At 55.8% G+C, this 15,553-nt stretch carries 15 protein-coding genes and 1 pseudogene; 2 read left to right on the forward strand and 14 right to left on the reverse strand.

The genetic code is table 11. The annotated features are described in order from the left end of the window. The first annotated feature begins 69 nt into the window (after window positions 1–69). The gene (locus ICA15_RS12745) at window positions 70–1,470 is read left to right on the forward strand and encodes an aminoacyl-tRNA deacylase and HDOD domain-containing protein (RefSeq protein ID WP_150604644.1); all 1,401 of its coding nucleotides are present in this window, start codon (window positions 70–72) and stop codon (window positions 1,468–1,470) included. 266 nt (window positions 1,471–1,736) lie between these two features. Here the strand turns inward: ICA15_RS12745 and ICA15_RS12750 are convergent, their stop codons facing one another. Then, complete coding sequence (locus tag ICA15_RS12750) at window positions 1,737–2,120, reverse strand: SCP2 sterol-binding domain-containing protein (protein WP_210553357.1); 384 nt, start codon at window positions 2,118–2,120, stop codon at window positions 1,737–1,739. 354 nt (window positions 2,121–2,474) lie between these two features. Here ICA15_RS12750 and ICA15_RS12755 point away from each other — a divergent pair. Next, a pseudogene (locus ICA15_RS12755) lies at window positions 2,475–2,711 on the forward strand (DUF6124 family protein); the annotation flags it as partial. Window positions 2,712–3,421: 710 nt separating this feature from the next. Here ICA15_RS12755 and ICA15_RS12760 read toward each other — a convergent pair. The 13 genes from ICA15_RS12760 to ICA15_RS12820 form a co-directional block, all read right to left on the reverse strand. Continuing rightward, a complete protein-coding gene (locus tag ICA15_RS12760; RefSeq protein WP_210553356.1) occupies window positions 3,422–4,183 on the reverse strand; it encodes a lysozyme inhibitor LprI family protein in 762 nt (253 codons plus the stop codon). Further along, window positions 4,180–5,025: a tetratricopeptide repeat protein gene (locus tag ICA15_RS12765; protein ID WP_150616876.1), complete on the reverse strand. Its 846-nt coding sequence runs from the start codon at window positions 5,023–5,025 to the stop codon at window positions 4,180–4,182. Before ICA15_RS12765 ends, ICA15_RS12760 begins: the two co-directional genes overlap by 4 nt. Beyond that, a complete protein-coding gene (locus ICA15_RS12770) occupies window positions 5,012–5,557 on the reverse strand; it encodes a hypothetical protein (protein ID WP_150616877.1) in 546 nt (181 codons plus the stop codon). The genes ICA15_RS12765 and ICA15_RS12770 overlap by 14 nt, the downstream gene beginning before the upstream one ends. A gap of 10 nt (window positions 5,558–5,567) precedes the next feature. Beyond that, entirely contained in the window at window positions 5,568–6,017 is a 450-nt protein-coding gene (locus ICA15_RS12775; RefSeq protein WP_210553568.1) for a hypothetical protein, read from the reverse strand. Window positions 6,018–6,103: 86 nt separating this feature from the next. Continuing rightward, entirely contained in the window at window positions 6,104–6,613 is a 510-nt protein-coding gene (locus tag ICA15_RS12780; protein WP_210553355.1) for a hypothetical protein, read from the reverse strand. Continuing rightward, window positions 6,610–9,060, reverse strand: coding sequence for an alpha/beta fold hydrolase (locus ICA15_RS12785; protein WP_210553354.1), 2,451 nt, complete (start codon window positions 9,058–9,060; stop codon window positions 6,610–6,612). The genes ICA15_RS12780 and ICA15_RS12785 overlap by 4 nt, the downstream gene beginning before the upstream one ends. Before the next feature lie 9 nt (window positions 9,061–9,069). Further along, window positions 9,070–10,464: a TIGR01777 family oxidoreductase gene (locus ICA15_RS12790; protein WP_210553353.1), complete on the reverse strand. Its 1,395-nt coding sequence runs from the start codon at window positions 10,462–10,464 to the stop codon at window positions 9,070–9,072. Between the two features lie 67 nt (window positions 10,465–10,531). Then, window positions 10,532–11,890, reverse strand: coding sequence for a lysozyme inhibitor LprI family protein (locus ICA15_RS12795; RefSeq protein ID WP_210553352.1), 1,359 nt, complete (start codon window positions 11,888–11,890; stop codon window positions 10,532–10,534). A 20-nt stretch (window positions 11,891–11,910) separates the two neighbouring features. Further along, window positions 11,911–12,372 (reverse strand): XAC2610-related protein, encoded by a 462-nt coding sequence (locus ICA15_RS12800; protein WP_210553351.1) that lies wholly within the window; start codon window positions 12,370–12,372, stop codon window positions 11,911–11,913. Window positions 12,373–12,380: 8 nt separating this feature from the next. After that, entirely contained in the window at window positions 12,381–12,806 is a 426-nt protein-coding gene (locus tag ICA15_RS12805; RefSeq protein ID WP_210553350.1) for a hypothetical protein, read from the reverse strand. 47 nt (window positions 12,807–12,853) lie between these two features. Next, window positions 12,854–13,603 (reverse strand): lysozyme inhibitor LprI family protein, encoded by a 750-nt coding sequence (locus tag ICA15_RS12810; RefSeq protein ID WP_224450877.1) that lies wholly within the window; start codon window positions 13,601–13,603, stop codon window positions 12,854–12,856. 156 nt (window positions 13,604–13,759) lie between these two features. Beyond that, window positions 13,760–14,371 (reverse strand): hypothetical protein, encoded by a 612-nt coding sequence (locus ICA15_RS12815; protein WP_210553349.1) that lies wholly within the window; start codon window positions 14,369–14,371, stop codon window positions 13,760–13,762. A gap of 140 nt (window positions 14,372–14,511) precedes the next feature. After that, window positions 14,512–15,444, reverse strand: a complete 933-nt coding sequence (locus ICA15_RS12820; RefSeq protein WP_210553348.1) for a tetratricopeptide repeat protein — start codon at window positions 15,442–15,444, stop codon at window positions 14,512–14,514. Window positions 15,445–15,553 lie beyond the last annotated feature (109 nt).

Below are 15,553 nucleotides of genomic sequence, written 5' to 3' on the forward strand. Positions count from 1 at the left end.
AGTTTCTGACAGCCCGCGCCTACAGAGCTGGTTATACTCCTGCAATTGTTTCAAAAACGGATACAGACCATGACCGAAGCTGCTCTCGCCCCCGAATCTCCGCACGCTCCGTCTGTTATTCGGCTGCTGCTGGACAAGCTCGGGATCGTCTACGAAGAAGTGCTCGACCACCACGGCCTCAATGCATCGCGCAAAGTACAAGCCGTGTTGCTGGACGACGCTGTCGGCGCGCTGATGGTGCTATTTCCACAGAGCCAACTGCTCGACCTCAATCGCCTCGCCGAACTGACGGGTCGTCGTCTGACCGCCGTGTCGACTGAGCGCCTGCAAAAAATGCTCGGCAAACACAGCCTGAGCCTGTTGCCAGGTCTGCCGGCGCTGACCAGTTCGCCGTGCCTTTACGAAGAAAGCCTGCTGCGCGAGCCGAAGTTGCTGATCAACTCCGGCGAGCCGGGCGTGCTGCTGGAAATCACCAGCGAACACTTCAAGACCATGCTCACCAAGGCCAGCGCCGCCAACTTCGGCGAGAATCTGACCAGCATTCGTCCGAACCTCGACCGCCCTGATGACGACCGCAAGGAAATCACCCAGGCTGTGCAGGCGTTCACCGCGCGACGCATCCAGCAGCGACTGGAAGCGACCATCGAGATTCCGCCGCTGGCCGAAACCGCTCAAAAGATCATCAAGTTGCGCGTCGACCCGAATGCCACCATCGACGACATCACCGGCGTGGTCGAAACGGACCCTGCGCTGGCCGCACAAGTGGTGAGCTGGGCGGCGTCGCCGTACTACGCCTCGCCGGGCAAGATTCGTTCGGTGGAAGACGCGATCGTCCGCGTGCTCGGTTTCGATCTGGTGATCAATCTGGCGCTGGGCCTGGCCCTCGGCAAGACACTGAGCCTGCCGAAAGATCATCCACAACAGACGACGCCGTACTGGCAGCAGTCGATCTACACCGCCGCCGTCATCGAAGGCCTGACCCGCGCCATGCCGCGCGCCCAGCGCCCGGAAGCCGGCCTTACTTATCTGGCCGGTCTGCTGCACAACTTCGGCTACCTGCTGCTGGCCCACGTCTTCCCGCCGCACTTCTCGCTGATCTGCCGCCACCTGGAGGTCAACCCGCACCTGTGCCACAGCTACATCGAGCAGCATCTGCTGGGCATCAGCCGCGAACAGATCGGCTCGTGGCTGATGCGCTACTGGGACATGCCCGACGAACTGGCCACCGCCCTGCGCTTCCAGCACGATCCAAGCTACGACGGCGCCTACGCCGAATACCCGAACCTCGTGTGTTTGGCCGTGCGCCTGCTGCGTAGCCGTGGCATCGGCTCCGGTCCGGATGAAGACATCCCGGATGCACTGCTCGAGCGTGTCGGCCTGACCCGCGAAAAAGCCAACGACGTCGTCAGCAAAGTGCTTGAGGCTGAAGTCCTGCTGCGCGAACTGGCTTCGCAATTCAGCCAGGCCTAAACGCATCGCGGGCAAGCCCGCTCCAACAAGATCTATGCGATCCCTGTGGGAGCGGGCTTGCCCGCGATGAATCCAGCTCAATCTATCTGCCTGAAAAAAAACCTGTGGTGAGGGGATTTAGCGAAACGTCGCACCGCCCCGACCGACTGCGCAGCAGTTGCAAACCCAGCCAACAAGGTTTGTCCGGTAGATCGAGTATTCTGGCTTTGGGGCCGCTTCGCAGCCCAACGGGGATAAATCCCCTCGCCACAAAAACCCTTCTACTCTCAGGCTTTTGGCTTGGCCTTCCTCGGCTTCAAATACTTCATCAACCCCTGAAACCACATCACCAGCGCCGGATTGCCCTTGATCTGGATCGACTTGTCCTGAATCCCCTGCATAAACGCCAACTGCTTGTTCTTCGCCTGCATCGTGGCAAAACCATACGCCGCATCTTTAAAGGCAATCGCAAACGCCGGCTCTGCCACTGCGCCAGACTTGCTGGTAATCCGCTGATTCTTCACCACGAAATGCCGCGCCACCTTCCCGTCCAGCGTCTGCATCTGAAACACCAGATCCTTGTCACCCAACTGCTGCTGGAACGCAGGATTTGTCCGACTGGCCTTACCCATCAACAAACCCATCATCCACAGAAGAAAACGAAATTTCATGCGCACAGCCTCAAAAGGAAAATGAACGGCCGGGGGAGTGTAACGGCTTCAAGCGATAACGCCACTATTGGTAAACGTTGGAAGAGGATGCCGCCGTTTTCTAGCACGATGACTACCAAGTCACACTTCCCTACACACGCCTACACACATTTCTGTAGGAGCTGCCGAAGGCTGCGATCTTTTGATCTTCCACCCCGTAAACCTATGGAAAATTTCCTGCAAAGAGCCGGGCTGTTCATGAACTAGGCGGACGGGTGGGCTATCGATAAGCTCTGTGTGTCGCCGCAAAATCGGTGATCGGATGTGCAAGTCCGTATTCGGGGAAAATCAATTAACTGCTCAGGATTGACACCCATGACTGATGAAACATTCGACGCTGATTCAACCTCCCCCTACGCGTCTCCCGATTCAAAGAAATTCCACGAAGCCGCCGAGCGCGCCCTCGACCACCATTTCAAACCCGCCGTCGAACCACGCCCCAAACGCGAAACCGGCCTCTTCAGCCTCTCCCCCGGCACCGACGCCGAAGCCCTCATGGCCAACGCCTCGGAAGACCTGCTGTCTATCAGCGTCATCGCCTGCGATCTGGCTTGTGAGGGACGCTGAAAAATCAGTCGAGGGGCATGCAAAATTTGCCGTATCACCCTCGGTTTTGCGTGGTTCCTGAAGGTTGCTCTGATCCAGCTTTGAACCCGTAATGGTCTTTGCATCCAATTCCGCCAAGCGCTTCCTAATGCTCGCCGCATCCTTGTAAGCACACTCGACTTCTACGTCATCCTCAAGATTTAAGCCGTCTCGGCAGTTCTGGAATTCGGGTTCTGGCGGGTCACCTCGAAAGAACTGCATAGACAATTGATCACCATCCTTGAAGAGCGGCAATTCCAGCACCGAGTAGGAATCACCTTCGAAATGGCTGTGCGAGATTTTGTTCTTTGTCAGAACAAACATCGACTTTCCGGCGCGCGCGGGGGATTTGCGCTCGAAGAAGAACACCGAGGCTATCTGCTCGCCTTCCACCTTCCACACATAATTCAGCGTGGGTTTGGCTGCGTTCAAGGCTGAATAGAAGATCTCGGCGGTGGGAACGTGAACTCCGGTCGCTTGTTCTTTCAGGTTGTTCTTCAGAAAGAACACCGTAATCTTTTGATCGCCCAAAGACGCCACTACCGGCGGATGCAACTCACCAATGGTTTGTGGATCGCCGGCCAATGCCGATTGGGTCGACAAACCGACCATGAGTCCAAAGGCACAAACAAAACCTGAAAACCTGCTCAATTCCATTTTCCTTCCGGGGTTAATCTTCATGTCGACTCAGGCGCGCCGCATTTCAGCTCTTTGATCTGGGCGTGCTGAATCGGTATCACACAGGCGCGACGTTTCTCTCCAGGCCCACGAAGCTCCGTCAGGCTGAGCGTCACGTGTAACCCATCCTCAGCAAACGCGTGATCCTCGAAACCAGCGTCGGCATAATCCTTCCAGAACGCTTTGCCATCGAAACTACAAAACTGCCTGGACGACAGCACTCTCCAGTTGCCGTCAGGCGCGAGGATCTGAACAGTGAGGCACGGATCACTGAAGGTACTGACGTAGCGAGCCACGACATCGCCGAAGCGTTGAGAGGCAGATTTAGAGACTTTACTGATATTGGTCGCATCACTCGGTCGATCGGATGCGATCGCGTCCAGATAACCGGCACGCTCCAGACTTATCCGTGCCACACACAGACTGATCATCAAGGACTGCGCCTGTGAGCCGGGTTGTACTTCTGTGGCCTCCAGCAAGCATGTTGTGTCGCGCAACTTGAGCCAGGCACGTTGTGAATCTTTGGCGATTGCCGTAAACGCCTCAGCTTGTGCAAGGTCTGCCTCTCTCTGAGAAGCGAAGCGCGCCATGAGCTTTTTGTAGCTGGCATTTAGTTTTGCGTCGGCCGCTTTACGGTCGGCTTCCACACATTCCAAGTATTGCCAACTCACGGTTATGACTTTGCAAGTGTCCTCAGCGAGCGCGATCGAAGCGGACAGCAGCCCAAGGAACAAAGCGATAAAGCGGACAAACCTGTTCAATTCTTCACTCCCTGAAACTCAGATCGCTCAATGACACGTTGCGGAATTCTCTTTGCCTTGCCAGCGGAGTTCATCGCATCGCGATATTCACGGTAGTACCGTTGCGCCTCGTCTTTCCGATCAAGTCGCCACAAGGAATCCGCCATGTTCAACATCAACACCGTGCGCTTGCCAACCGTCTCAACGCCTCGAAAAAACTTCAGCGCCAGCTCATCTTTACCACCCTCGGCCAGATAAAAGCCGAGGTCGTTGTAGGCTTGAACATTTTGCGCCGGGGGATGGCACGCCATGTAGGACTCTGGACTTAAAAAACTCATGCTCCACTCGAGAGATTCGGCGCGGGACTGCGCCGCTTCGATGCTCAAGGCATGTTTCAGCAATTCGTTGGGAGGCCTAGTTTCCAAGGCATGCTTGAGCACCCCGCCCTCTTCGGAAATCCACTGATTGCCCAGCCATTTACCCTCACAAAATCTTTCGTAACTCTCAGCCAACACGCAACCGGTTTCCATCGAGATCACAGCGCAATGCCCCTGTGATGTTGCTATTTCTTCACCGTTCTCACCTATGACTACGCCGTATTCCACCGGGGTCGCCAACAACGTTTTCTTATCGGGGCTAAGCCATTCGGGATAGGCCTGAGTACCAATACCGGCATGGAAGAGCGGAAATGTTTTTCCATTCGCCGTGAACCAGGCAGTGGCAGACTCCACCACAGGTGAAGTCCACTTTTTTGCCTGTAACGTCACTGTGTGCCCGTCAATGCCAACGATTGGCGGCTCTTCGGCAAAGGCGCTGGCTGTGGCAAACAGACTGCCAATCAACACCATCTTAAGGCTGACCATAGACAATCCTTTTCACCGCCGGGCTTTGCGACTGAAGTTGTCTCTTCGTGACGCCATAAGATTTGATCAACGCCTCCCTTGAGCCTTTCGAGCCAAATGAGCGCTGGTTATTGTCGAAGCTAAATTGCTCCAATCGCCCCGTAGTCGAGTAATAACCACGCCACTCCGGACAGGCACCGCAACCGCCATAGCCGCCTATCGATACGAGGCTGCCCTTGGTGCCCGTCACACAATCCATCGCCACCACCACGTTGCTTAACATCTTCGTCTGCATACCGTCCGAGGTGAGTTGCGAAACCTTGCCGACGTCACGCCGGAGCACTTTGCCGACGATGTTGATTGTCTGGTCGGAGCAAACCGGCAGCACGTGGTCGGCGGTGTCCTCCACCGTCACTGATCGGCAGGACGACACCAACACCACTTCAACGCCGCCACATTGCATGACGTCGCGTTGGGTGTAGGCATCGGTCGGAGCGGCGACGGCCGGAAGCGAGAGCAACAGAGAAAGACAGCCCGTGAGTAAGCGGTTCATCCCCTAATCCTTAATCAAGCGGCGGCGTTTCTGCGTCTGTCATCGTCAGCAGCCGGAATTCGTTGTTCACAAACTCGTAATAGCGATCCCGGTTGACGCTTTCCAGCGAATTCCCCTGGGCATCTTCTTCACCGTCGAGGGCGATGCCGGAAATAAGGATCAAGCGGCTGTCGGGTTGGTAGAGCATGGCGAACGTGCTGCCGTCGTAAGCATTCGGCAAGCCGCCGACCACTTCACCGGTGCGGGCATCGAGCACTTCGGCGCACATGGCGCTGCCGCCACAACCGAGTTGGTGCAGGATGTAATGGCCGGCGAAGTTGACCTTGCCTTTCAGAGCTAGCACCCGTGTCTGATCCATCATTGGGCTGCTGTTTTCTTGCGGTACCAATTTATGGCTAGCGCCGGTGAAAACTGGTGTGACGGTGTAATCCTTGAACGCTGGATCGGCGGCGGATGCCATGGACGCGGCGGTCAATATCAAGCTGCCGAGAAAAATCGAAAATCCTTTCACGTAGTAACTCCATAAATGCAGTGGGGACCGTCGACTTACTCAGACTGCCCTTCATAACGCTGTGTCTGCGGGTTGAATTGCCACAGATGTGGCCGGGTCATGGCCTTTTCACCCTTGTAGCGAATCCGCCCGCGCTTGTCCCTAATGTAGGAGTAGATCTCGATCTCCTTGAACTCACCTCCCCCCTTGGGTGGGCCGTCCAGAACTTTGACGCCGGCGAAGTAATCGCCGCCCGAATACCTCAAATAACCACGACACTGGATCAGGAAGGCGAATGTGCTATCCATTGATGAGCCAATGCCGACGCGGGAATTGAATATAAAGTCTTCGATGCCATCGCCATTTAGATCGCCGCGAAAAACCACGTGGCCCGGCTCGATAGAAAATTCTTTTCCATCGAGACTGGAAAGTATGTCTTCCGGATGTTCACTGCTCTGCGACCATTGCGATAAGAAATATTTTGAGTCAGCTTCCTGATTGCAAACATCTGCCGCCATAACCGCTATCGGCAACCAGCTCACACATAACACCAGCAATCGTTTCACTTCGTTTCCTTCGAATTGATCAATTCCAACTCACCATCCCGATACACCACCTCACACCCCACCCACGCCGGATCAACCTGTGGCATCACCGCCGACGGCTTGCGCAATTCACGCAACAACGTCGAGCCATGCGACAGCCGCCCACCCATCCGCGCAATCACCGCCCGCGCCGCTTGATAGTGCGCATGACGCCCCGGATCAAGCGTGTCCTCCAGCAAAATGTCCTTCCCGAGAACACCCCGCACTTGCCCCGGATAAATCATGAACCCGGTGGCCTGCTCCGCACCTTCGCGACCGTCCTGCCAGAAGCTGCCGTCGCGGCTGCGTACGTCCGGATGCGGCGCGAACCAGTGCTCGCGATCCGCCAGCGGCATGGCGTGGTGCAGGCGGAAGAAGATGCGCATCAGGTTGTCGCGATACCACTCTCGCACTTGCAGGTAGTAACCGCGCAGGCCCGGCAGTCCGGTCGCGTTGGCGAGGCGGATTAGCCGTGACCATTGTGGGAATGGCTGGAGCGGCAATTCGCTCGCCGCTGGCCGAGGGGTGGCCGGGTCGGTCTCCCAAGGCAAACGATGCGGGCTGTTTTCAAGGTTGTCGTAAGCCGTCGGCGGGCGGCCCAGCCAGTCGCCGCCACTGCTGGCCAGCGCCGTGGCGATGCACAGATTGCCTTGCACCACGAACACGTAAAACCGGGTGAACCAGTCCGCCAGTTGTTGGCCGTCGGCACCCTGGGCGACGAGGTCGGTCAACTCCTGATCGAAACGCTGCAAACCACGCTCAAGGGTCAGCAGATGACCTCGGGCGATGCGTTGCATGCGCAGGAACAGCGGCAACGAGCGCAGCATCTTCAGCGGTTGCCACGGCAGATGCGGGGTCGCGCCACCGACTTCACCGGCGTAGTTGCTGGCGCTGATGCCCCAGTCGGCGAGTCGGGCGAGGAACAAATCGTTGTTGATGTAGGACGCGCCGCCGAACACGGCAGTGAACGGCTCGTTGTCCTGCAACACCCGCGCATCCCACCGCGCCATGATCGCCGGGATACTCGCCGCCGCGCGGCGCTGAGCGTACTCGACAAAAACGCTCGGTTGCGGCGGCAGGATCTCGGCGATGTTCGCGGCGGTGAGGTGCCGGCGCCAGCCGTAGTCGCTGATCGGCCGGTATTGCAGCAGCCACAGTTGTGAGCCGTCCCAGGCCCATTCGACGTCGCCGGGCACGTAGTGGAACACCCGCAACACGTCTTGCAGAAATTGCCATAGCCGCTCTTCGGTCAAGCCGTGGGATGGCGTGAACGCGCCGCTACGCCAGGCATCGCCAACCCGCGAAAGCGTTGCCCGCGAAGGGCTGACGTGACCGTCGGCCAGCGATTCGAGATGGCCTTCAACCCATTCCAGCTCCACCGACAGATGTCGCACGAAAGCTATCCCGGAAACGACCGGCGTGATAAAGCGCTGCACCACCACTTCCTCGACGCCTTCGGCGGTCAATTCGGCGATGCGGTTTGGCACGTTGGCGCGCGGCTCGCGCAGGTAAGTCGTGCTCAACCCGGCGTTGGCCGAATCGGCCTGATCCTCGCCGTAACTGGAGGAGCGCACCGCCCAGGTCACATCAGGTTGGGCGGCGAGAAACGCAGGCAGACGCGGGTCGTTGCAATCGTTGAGCGTCAGCGCCGCCGGCACCGGTTGCCGCGCCAGTTCAGCCAAGCGCAAACGCCCGCCCTTGGTGTGCGCGACAAACCCGCGCTCGCCCGACTCCAGCCACTGCGCGAACTGCGCGGGCGAGTCGATCCACGGGTAGTGACCCCAACCGGGTTTGAGGCTGATGGTCAGATCAGCGCGAGCGAGAATCGCCGACCACGCCGCCGCTTGCTCGATGCCAAGCACGTTGTCCTGATCGCCCCAAACCAGCTCGACCGGATCGGTGATCCACTCCAGCAGCGGCAGCGCGGTGTCGGCCCGCACCAGATCCCAGTGCGGCACGAATGCCCGGCAACGCGCATAACCGGCGCCCATGCGCTGGTACTGCGAGGGCGTCCAGGTCTGGTTGGAAAACTTGCGCGCGAACAGCGTGGGTTTATTCGACAGCAACCAGTGAATGGTCTTGCGGATCGGCAGCGGCGACATCAATGCCGGCAAGCGACGCTGCCACAAAAACGCCCCGACCGGCGCCAGCAAAACACTGCGGGAAAAGTGCCCGGGCCGACGTTGCAACGCATGCAGCACCAGCAAGGCATTGACCCCGACCGCCATGATCGCACTGCCCTTTTGCGTCATCGCCAGCAAGGTCTCGGCGTAGGCCGCGAGATCCTCGCAGGGTGGCTGCGGATTGGCGCCGAAGCCCGGCAACTCCAGCGGCACCACGTCGTAGCGCTGAAAGTGCGGCAACGCATCGTCCCACCAATCGGCGGCGCTGCCGTTGCCGGCCAGCAGGTACATCAACGGCTTGCTCATGGACGATCCTCAGGTCAGATCGCGCAGAGCGGCGTCGAGGGTTGGATAGCGGAATGTGTAGCCGGCCTCGGTCAAACGCTGCGGCACCACGCGCTGACCGTCGAAGAACAACTGCGCCATCTCCCCTGCCATAGCACGCACTGGCGCAGCGGGAATGTGGAACCACACCGGGCGCTTGAGGACCTTGCCGACGTTCTCGGCGAACGCTGCCTGACTGATCGTTTCCGGGGCGACCATGTTGTAGGTGCCGCGCAGGTTTTCATCGTGAAAGGATCGAGCGATCACCTGAAGCACATCGTCGCGATGCACCCAGCTCATGATCTGCCGACCGTCACCCATGCGCCCGCCGAAGCCCAGACGGAACGGCATCAGCAACGGTGTCAACGCACCGCCCGGGCCGAACACCACGCCGAGGCGCAGCACCACCTGACGCACGCCAAACTCGGTGGCCGGTTGCGCGGCGGCTTCCCAACGCGCACAGAGTTCAGCCATGAAACCGTCGCCCTTGCCGGCGTGTTCGTCGAGGCTTTCGCTGGCATCGCGCACGCCGTAGTAGCCGATGGCCGAGGCTTGAATCCATAGCGCTGGTTTGTGCTTGGTGTTCTTCAGCCAGGTCATCAGTGCTTCGGTTGTGCCGACTCGGCTGGCGAGCAGTTGAGCCTGACGTTTCGGAGTCCAACGTGGGCCGGCAACCGGCGCGCCTGCGAGGTTGATCACCACATCGAAGGTTTCATCGTGGCTGAGTTCGCTCAGGGACTGCACGCTGCGAACGCGACCGCCGAACAGATTGGCTGCTTTTAACGGATCACGTGCCAGCACACTCACGGTGTGGCCGGCGTCGAGTAATTGGTTGATCACGGCCTCACCAATAAACCCGGTACCGCCGGTGATCAGCACACGCTTGTGGGCGCTGCCGGCAAACGGGTTGGACGTGCTCTGAGTCTTTACTCGAGGGGATTTTCGACGGTCATGGCGATACAGACATACCAGCGGCGGCAACAGCAGCAACAGCGCAAAACCGTCGAGCCACAGGTGCGACCAGACCTGTTGTTGCGCAGACAGCCACATATCCTGCGGCGCCCATAACAGGATGCCGGCGATCAACCAGCCCCACACCATCGGCGCTTTCGAGCGATTGCCGATGTGCACCAGCGCGAGCATGTACAGCGAATAACTTTGCAGCGTCGCGCCGAAGAGTGCGAGCCACCAGACCTGTTGTTCGTGGCCGGCGGCGGGTACTGCGTCGGCGCCCCAGAATGCCAGTTCGAGAACTTGCAGATAGCCGTCGAGTAAACCGGAATGCCCGGCCCAGGTCAGGGTGAGACCGGCGAGTATGTGCACGATCGCGGCGGCGTACAGCCAGAGCACTAGCGCGGGGCGAAGCGAGGTCGAGGGGGCTGGCATTCCGTGTCCTGAGCGCATTCCTTGGGGGTGGGGAGTTTAAAGGAAAAGCTTGGGGTTTCGGGGGTTGTCAGTAGCAGTGGCTGGGTTTGATTGGCGTGGTGGAGTTTTTCTTCAAGTGTTCCAAACCGAAACTCGCGCCTTCGCTACCCTTCGCGAGAGCCAGTTGATAACAGGCCATGGCTCGGGATGGATCTTTGGTACCCCATTCGCCGCTCGCGAAGGTAGATCCCAACTTGCTGATCGCGTTGGCATCGCCCATTTTCACGGCGCCCATCAGTGCCTGCTCTGCAAGCGCAGGATTTTTGCAGGGACCATCAAATGTTAGCTCGTTGCCGTCGCAGTAAAACTCGGAAAGCCCCATCGCACCGTTCGGCAAAGTGGTGGCCGCTGCTTTGAATAGTGACTCCAAAGTATCCGTCGGCACCTGCGGCGCCATGCCCGAGAGACTCAGAATGGCTGCTTTATAACTGGCGAGTGGGTCTCCGGAGTGCGCTGCACATAATAAGTTTTCTAGCGTGGCCTCAAACAACTCAACGGTGCGAGGCTGGTCTTCCGGCGCACCCAATGCTTCGAACGCCTCGGCACGCTGGAAACAGAAACTTTCTTTCTTGCTCATCGTCGGCGTGCTCGCCGCTACCAGGTCTTTTTCCCGAATCGACCAGTCTTCAACACCCTCGAGCACCCAACACGCCTGCCGGGAAAAGTTGAAGGCTTTGACGTTGCTCCAACCGGCGCGTCGATCCACAACAGTGGAATGGCTGTCGTCGTATTCCCAAATCACAACACCCGGGGTTTTGCGAGATTCGATAGGCGCCATCAACGGATAGGCCAACCCAGCCCCCTTCTCGCCCGTGGTCACCGGTTCGAAACGACCCGATTCGGCCTTTGGCTTTAATACCAGCGATTTGACGGTAAACGCAGTGAGCCGGCGCTGTGCTTCGATATCGGCAGAAAACACTGCCAGGAACGGTAAGAAATCCTCGGATGGACAAGCGTCGCTGGCATTGCCTTTATCGGATAGATGCGCGGACTGTTCCGGCGCAATCTTGTCCAGATACGCCGAACGCTCGCGACTCATTCTGGCGATACACGAGTTGACGGCGAACACATGCGCTGGCATCCCCGTCTCGATTTCGAATGCCTCCAACGGACAATTCGTATCGCGCAATTTCAGCCACGCACGCTGCGACTCCTTGACCTTCGCCGCGTACTCCGCGCCCAACACCGGATCTGTTCGATAGTCAGATTCAAGCCGCGTCATCAGCTGCTTGTAGCTGACGTTCAACTGCGCATCGGCAACCTGCTTCGCCGCCTCCGAGCAAGGCACCATTTCCAGACTTGAGGTGACCTGGCTGCAGTCATCCTGCGCATAGACCGCTGAAACTGGCAGCAGCATGGCCAGCAGGGTAAAAACAAAACGGTTCACTGTGTTCATCCTTGAGTCATTCAGGTTTTGCGTTTGGTGAATCCGGTGATGCATTGCTTGGGGATGTTCATTTCCCAGTAGGTGCTGAGCAACGCTTTACGCTTTTTGTCGACGCGCAGGTTAACGAAGCCATCGCCGCAGTCCGGCTGCAACTCTTCGAAGGTGCCGGTTTTGACTTGGTAAATGAACACCCGGTAGTAGTGGTAAGTGCCCATGCCGTCATCGAGCTGCCAGATTGCGAAATCCTGGGCGCCGTCGAAATTGAAATCGTCGAACTGCATGTGGAGTTCGTTTTCGGCTTCAAAATCGATTGTTCGCGACTCGCTGTGCGTTTCACTTTTAACCGCGATGTTCAGCTTGGAGCCTTCAAGAACCAGCGTCGCGTCGACGCCTTTGGTTGGACTGAACGTGGTGGTTTGGGCTAACGCAGGGATCGTCCACATCAGGCCGAGCAGTGATACCGCTAGAGTTTTGAATTGCATGTACTGCCCTACTCCCACTTGCATCCGGACTCGAGAGAGGAGTCGATGCTGGTGCTGATTCCGAAGCTATAAGCCTTACCGTTGGACTGCTTTGTGTAAGACATCGAGACGATCTGCGAGCCTTGCGTCATCAACTCATAAGTCCCCGTGACCTTACCGTTGACGATTTCGGACCAGGTTCTGGTGTGCTGCCAAGGCGCGTCTGGATCGTTGATTTCATTCTGAGAATCCGTCAACACAATGGAAATGGGCTCACTGGATTTGGCGTACTTCACGAAACCACCGGACCATTTGCTGGCTTCGTCGTAGTAGGTACGGAGTTCGAACTTTACCGGGCTCGATTGGGATAATTCGAAGCAAAGTGATTCGGTGGTGACTGCGCTTTGAGCGCCTAAAGGAAATAGCGCAAAAAAGAGAAAGAAAAATTTGTTCATGCTCATCCAAGTCGACGCTTTCGCGCGAATGCTCTGGCTTGTCCTTTTCAACGTCTGCTCTTGTCCGGTGCCAAAGCCAATTGGCGAGCACGCTCTATCGTCGCGCGAATCAGGCAGGCATCGGACCACTCACCGAAAACTGATTTATGCAATTTCGGGTCGGCCTGGCACTCCGCATCTCGAAATTTCATCCAGGCTCTTTGAGTTTCCCTCAGTGCTTTCTGACCGCTTTCGTCCAGCCGACTCATACGATCTCGAAATACAGAATTCAACAATGCATCCGCGTCAGGAACCATCAGATCAAGAACACCATTTCCCGAGGGAAACCACTCAACGTCCGCCAATGCCTGTTCGCTCTCATTGTTCCAATTGTAGAGGCCGTTTTCTTCGATCTTCAGTGTGGCGGATCGCTGATGGTGATTCGTCGGATCGCTTTCGCTGACCTCCGAGCGATAAACAATTTCCAAATAGATAGGGTCGGTTGTGCGCTGAGGATCATTCAATAGCGTTTGCCGAACAATGGCTCGTTGCTTATTGCTCTCAGTGATCTCTATCGAAAAGCACGGATCCGGCCCAGGACGTTCTGCGGACGCCTTCCTCTCCAGGCATTGATTACGAACCGCCATGGAAGGGGTATCCGAACCGCCACCCACATCGACGACTCTGACAAGCAACCGGACTTCCGGGTCCTTGGAAAAGTCGGCCTGAAGGATGGTGGCAATCATCGTGCCCTCAGCCATGACCACAGGCGACAGTATTGAAAGTAAAAAAATGAGGCTGAATCTGAAAATCTGCATTCCTTGGCGTCCGTAAAAAAACTCAGTGATCCGTTCAATTCTGAACGGGCCTGCGACAGAAGATAGAGTCAGAACCGACAAACGGGCCAGATCTATTTAAGTTCTCAACTAAATTCAAAGCGGTCGAGCGTAACAAATAAATCCGTCCCGTTTTCCTCAAAGATTTTCTCTCATGTCCATGCACTCCCTCGCATCCGCGAGGACTTTGCGCTCACCATTATTGAGGACGCACACAGGTTTTTTGAAGGTGCCTTTCATCTTTTGACAGACAGTGCTACCCGCTTCCTTATAAACACATTGCTCGCCAGAAATGATCAACTCTTTACCTGGAGTCAAAGTCACAACTTTAGTACTTTCAATACGGTAAATGTTCTCGTAAATTGAATCACCGGACTGTTGAATATCTTTATAGGTACCATCCTCCAACTCCGAAGCACTAGCAGGGATGTCTCCGATATATGCGGCCTTTCCACCTTTAGCTACAGCAGAAAAAATCATCACCTGAGCGTTTAGACCCATATCATCACTGGTTGGATAAGAAAATATAATTGCTTTATTTTCGGCCCCTGCCACTTCTCTAGTAACATAGTCTGACCGACATCCGCGATCAGCATTATCAAGAGAGAAGGCTCCCCCTTCAAAAGAAAGAGTCAAGCTAGCTTGATCGGCATTCCGATCAGCTTCTTTACATATCAGGCTATGCTCAGTTGAAGCCGAATAAGCAGCGCCACTATAAATGGATAACAAAAACACCATTAGGCGAATCATTCAAATGACCTCAGAAAAATCTTAGAAGCTTATTTATCATTACTTCACGAGCCGAGAAGTTCACTGAAAAAATGGGACAGACCACGTTTTTCTGATAATTACTAAAACGTGATCTGTTCCCACCCCTACTATTGGTCATATCAACTACAGTTTTCTCGAGATTTAGCCGACTGTGGAATACGTCCACCCTTTCCGTTTTTTGTCATTTTAGCGATATATTCTTTATAAAGCGGACACGCGTCGGACTTCATACCTATATCCCAATACGCATCTGCCAAATTCAATATTGCAACGACTCTCTCCGGGAATTTTTTATGAATCTCCTTCAAAAGCAAAGCAGCTAAAACGCTATTTTTGTTACGATACAAATAATAGGCATAATCATTTAGCGGCCCGACATTATCATCGGACACTATCAAAGTCAGCTCATACACCAGCTCCTGGGGAATGCTCCTTCTTACTTTATTACCGCCATCATCGACCCCATAAAACAACTCTCCTTTTTCGCCCTGAGGAAGCTTACCAAGAATATATTTGAAGTCTTTCCTGATTTCTGCAAGCTGATCCTCATTACTCAAATAGCTAAAATTGGGCCCATTTTCGGAAAACTGAGAAAACAGGGTGCAACACGCCACACGCTGAACATTAAACTTCTGCGGAAATAGTGCTTCAACTGGTACCCTCTCACCACCCAAGGTATATTTTTCATCTTTACTAGGTTCCGCCCAAGTAGATTTTTTATAGAGAACCCAGTCTTTCTTCCCAGAAATCCATTTAAAACTGTACTGCGTAAGATCAGTATTACGAGTATAGAAATCCAGCAGCAACGAGAATTCGCCTGGTAGATAACCTACAGACAACCCACCGTGTCCTAGCTCAAAATTTCCCGAAACTGACTTGTTGCCCCCACCAATATCGATAGTGATTCGCGAAATTGTGCCGTCATCCTCGAGTGGTCTAACACTATACGGATCGCAGACTCCATCTCCATTCAGGTCAGCCTCGCAGCTAGAGCTCGCACTTATCACTGTTGCCATGAGCGCGAAAACGAAAAAAGCTAACAGCCTTATCATAATGCCCCTCAAGTGCAATGATGCGTGCTTCGGCGTGTTGTTTAGCTATAGAGTAGAAAAAAGGGACAGACATATGCTTCCTGATTATTACTAAAGCGTGGTTTGCCCC

The sequence above is a fragment of the Pseudomonas sp. P116 genome, assembly GCF_020149425.1.
Taxonomy (GTDB): Bacteria; Pseudomonadota; Gammaproteobacteria; order Pseudomonadales; family Pseudomonadaceae; genus Aquipseudomonas; species Aquipseudomonas anatoliensis.

What these genes read in the sequence shown, in the direction of transcription:
- ICA15_RS12745 (WP_150604644.1), top strand. Translation starts at nt 70, where the DNA reads ATGACCGAAGCTGCTCTCGCCCCCGAATCTCCGCACGCTCCGTCTGTT.
- ICA15_RS12750 (WP_210553357.1), bottom strand. Translation starts at nt 2,120, where the DNA reads ATGAAATTTCGTTTTCTTCTGTGGATGATGGGTTTGTTGATGGGTAAG.
- ICA15_RS12765 (WP_150616876.1), bottom strand. Translation starts at nt 5,025, where the DNA reads ATGGTCAGCCTTAAGATGGTGTTGATTGGCAGTCTGTTTGCCACAGCC.
- ICA15_RS12770 (WP_150616877.1), bottom strand. Translation starts at nt 5,557, where the DNA reads ATGAACCGCTTACTCACGGGCTGTCTTTCTCTGTTGCTCTCGCTTCCG.
- ICA15_RS12775 (WP_210553568.1), bottom strand. Translation starts at nt 6,017, where the DNA reads ATGGCATCCGCCGCCGATCCAGCGTTCAAGGATTACACCGTCACACCA.
- ICA15_RS12785 (WP_210553354.1), bottom strand. Translation starts at nt 9,060, where the DNA reads ATGAGCAAGCCGTTGATGTACCTGCTGGCCGGCAACGGCAGCGCCGCC.
- ICA15_RS12790 (WP_210553353.1), bottom strand. Translation starts at nt 10,464, where the DNA reads ATGCCAGCCCCCTCGACCTCGCTTCGCCCCGCGCTAGTGCTCTGGCTG.
- ICA15_RS12800 (WP_210553351.1), bottom strand. Translation starts at nt 12,372, where the DNA reads ATGCAATTCAAAACTCTAGCGGTATCACTGCTCGGCCTGATGTGGACG.
- ICA15_RS12805 (WP_210553350.1), bottom strand. Translation starts at nt 12,806, where the DNA reads ATGAACAAATTTTTCTTTCTCTTTTTTGCGCTATTTCCTTTAGGCGCT.
- ICA15_RS12810 (WP_224450877.1), bottom strand. Translation starts at nt 13,603, where the DNA reads ATGCAGATTTTCAGATTCAGCCTCATTTTTTTACTTTCAATACTGTCG.
- ICA15_RS12815 (WP_210553349.1), bottom strand. Translation starts at nt 14,371, where the DNA reads ATGATTCGCCTAATGGTGTTTTTGTTATCCATTTATAGTGGCGCTGCT.
- ICA15_RS12820 (WP_210553348.1), bottom strand. Translation starts at nt 15,444, where the DNA reads ATGATAAGGCTGTTAGCTTTTTTCGTTTTCGCGCTCATGGCAACAGTG.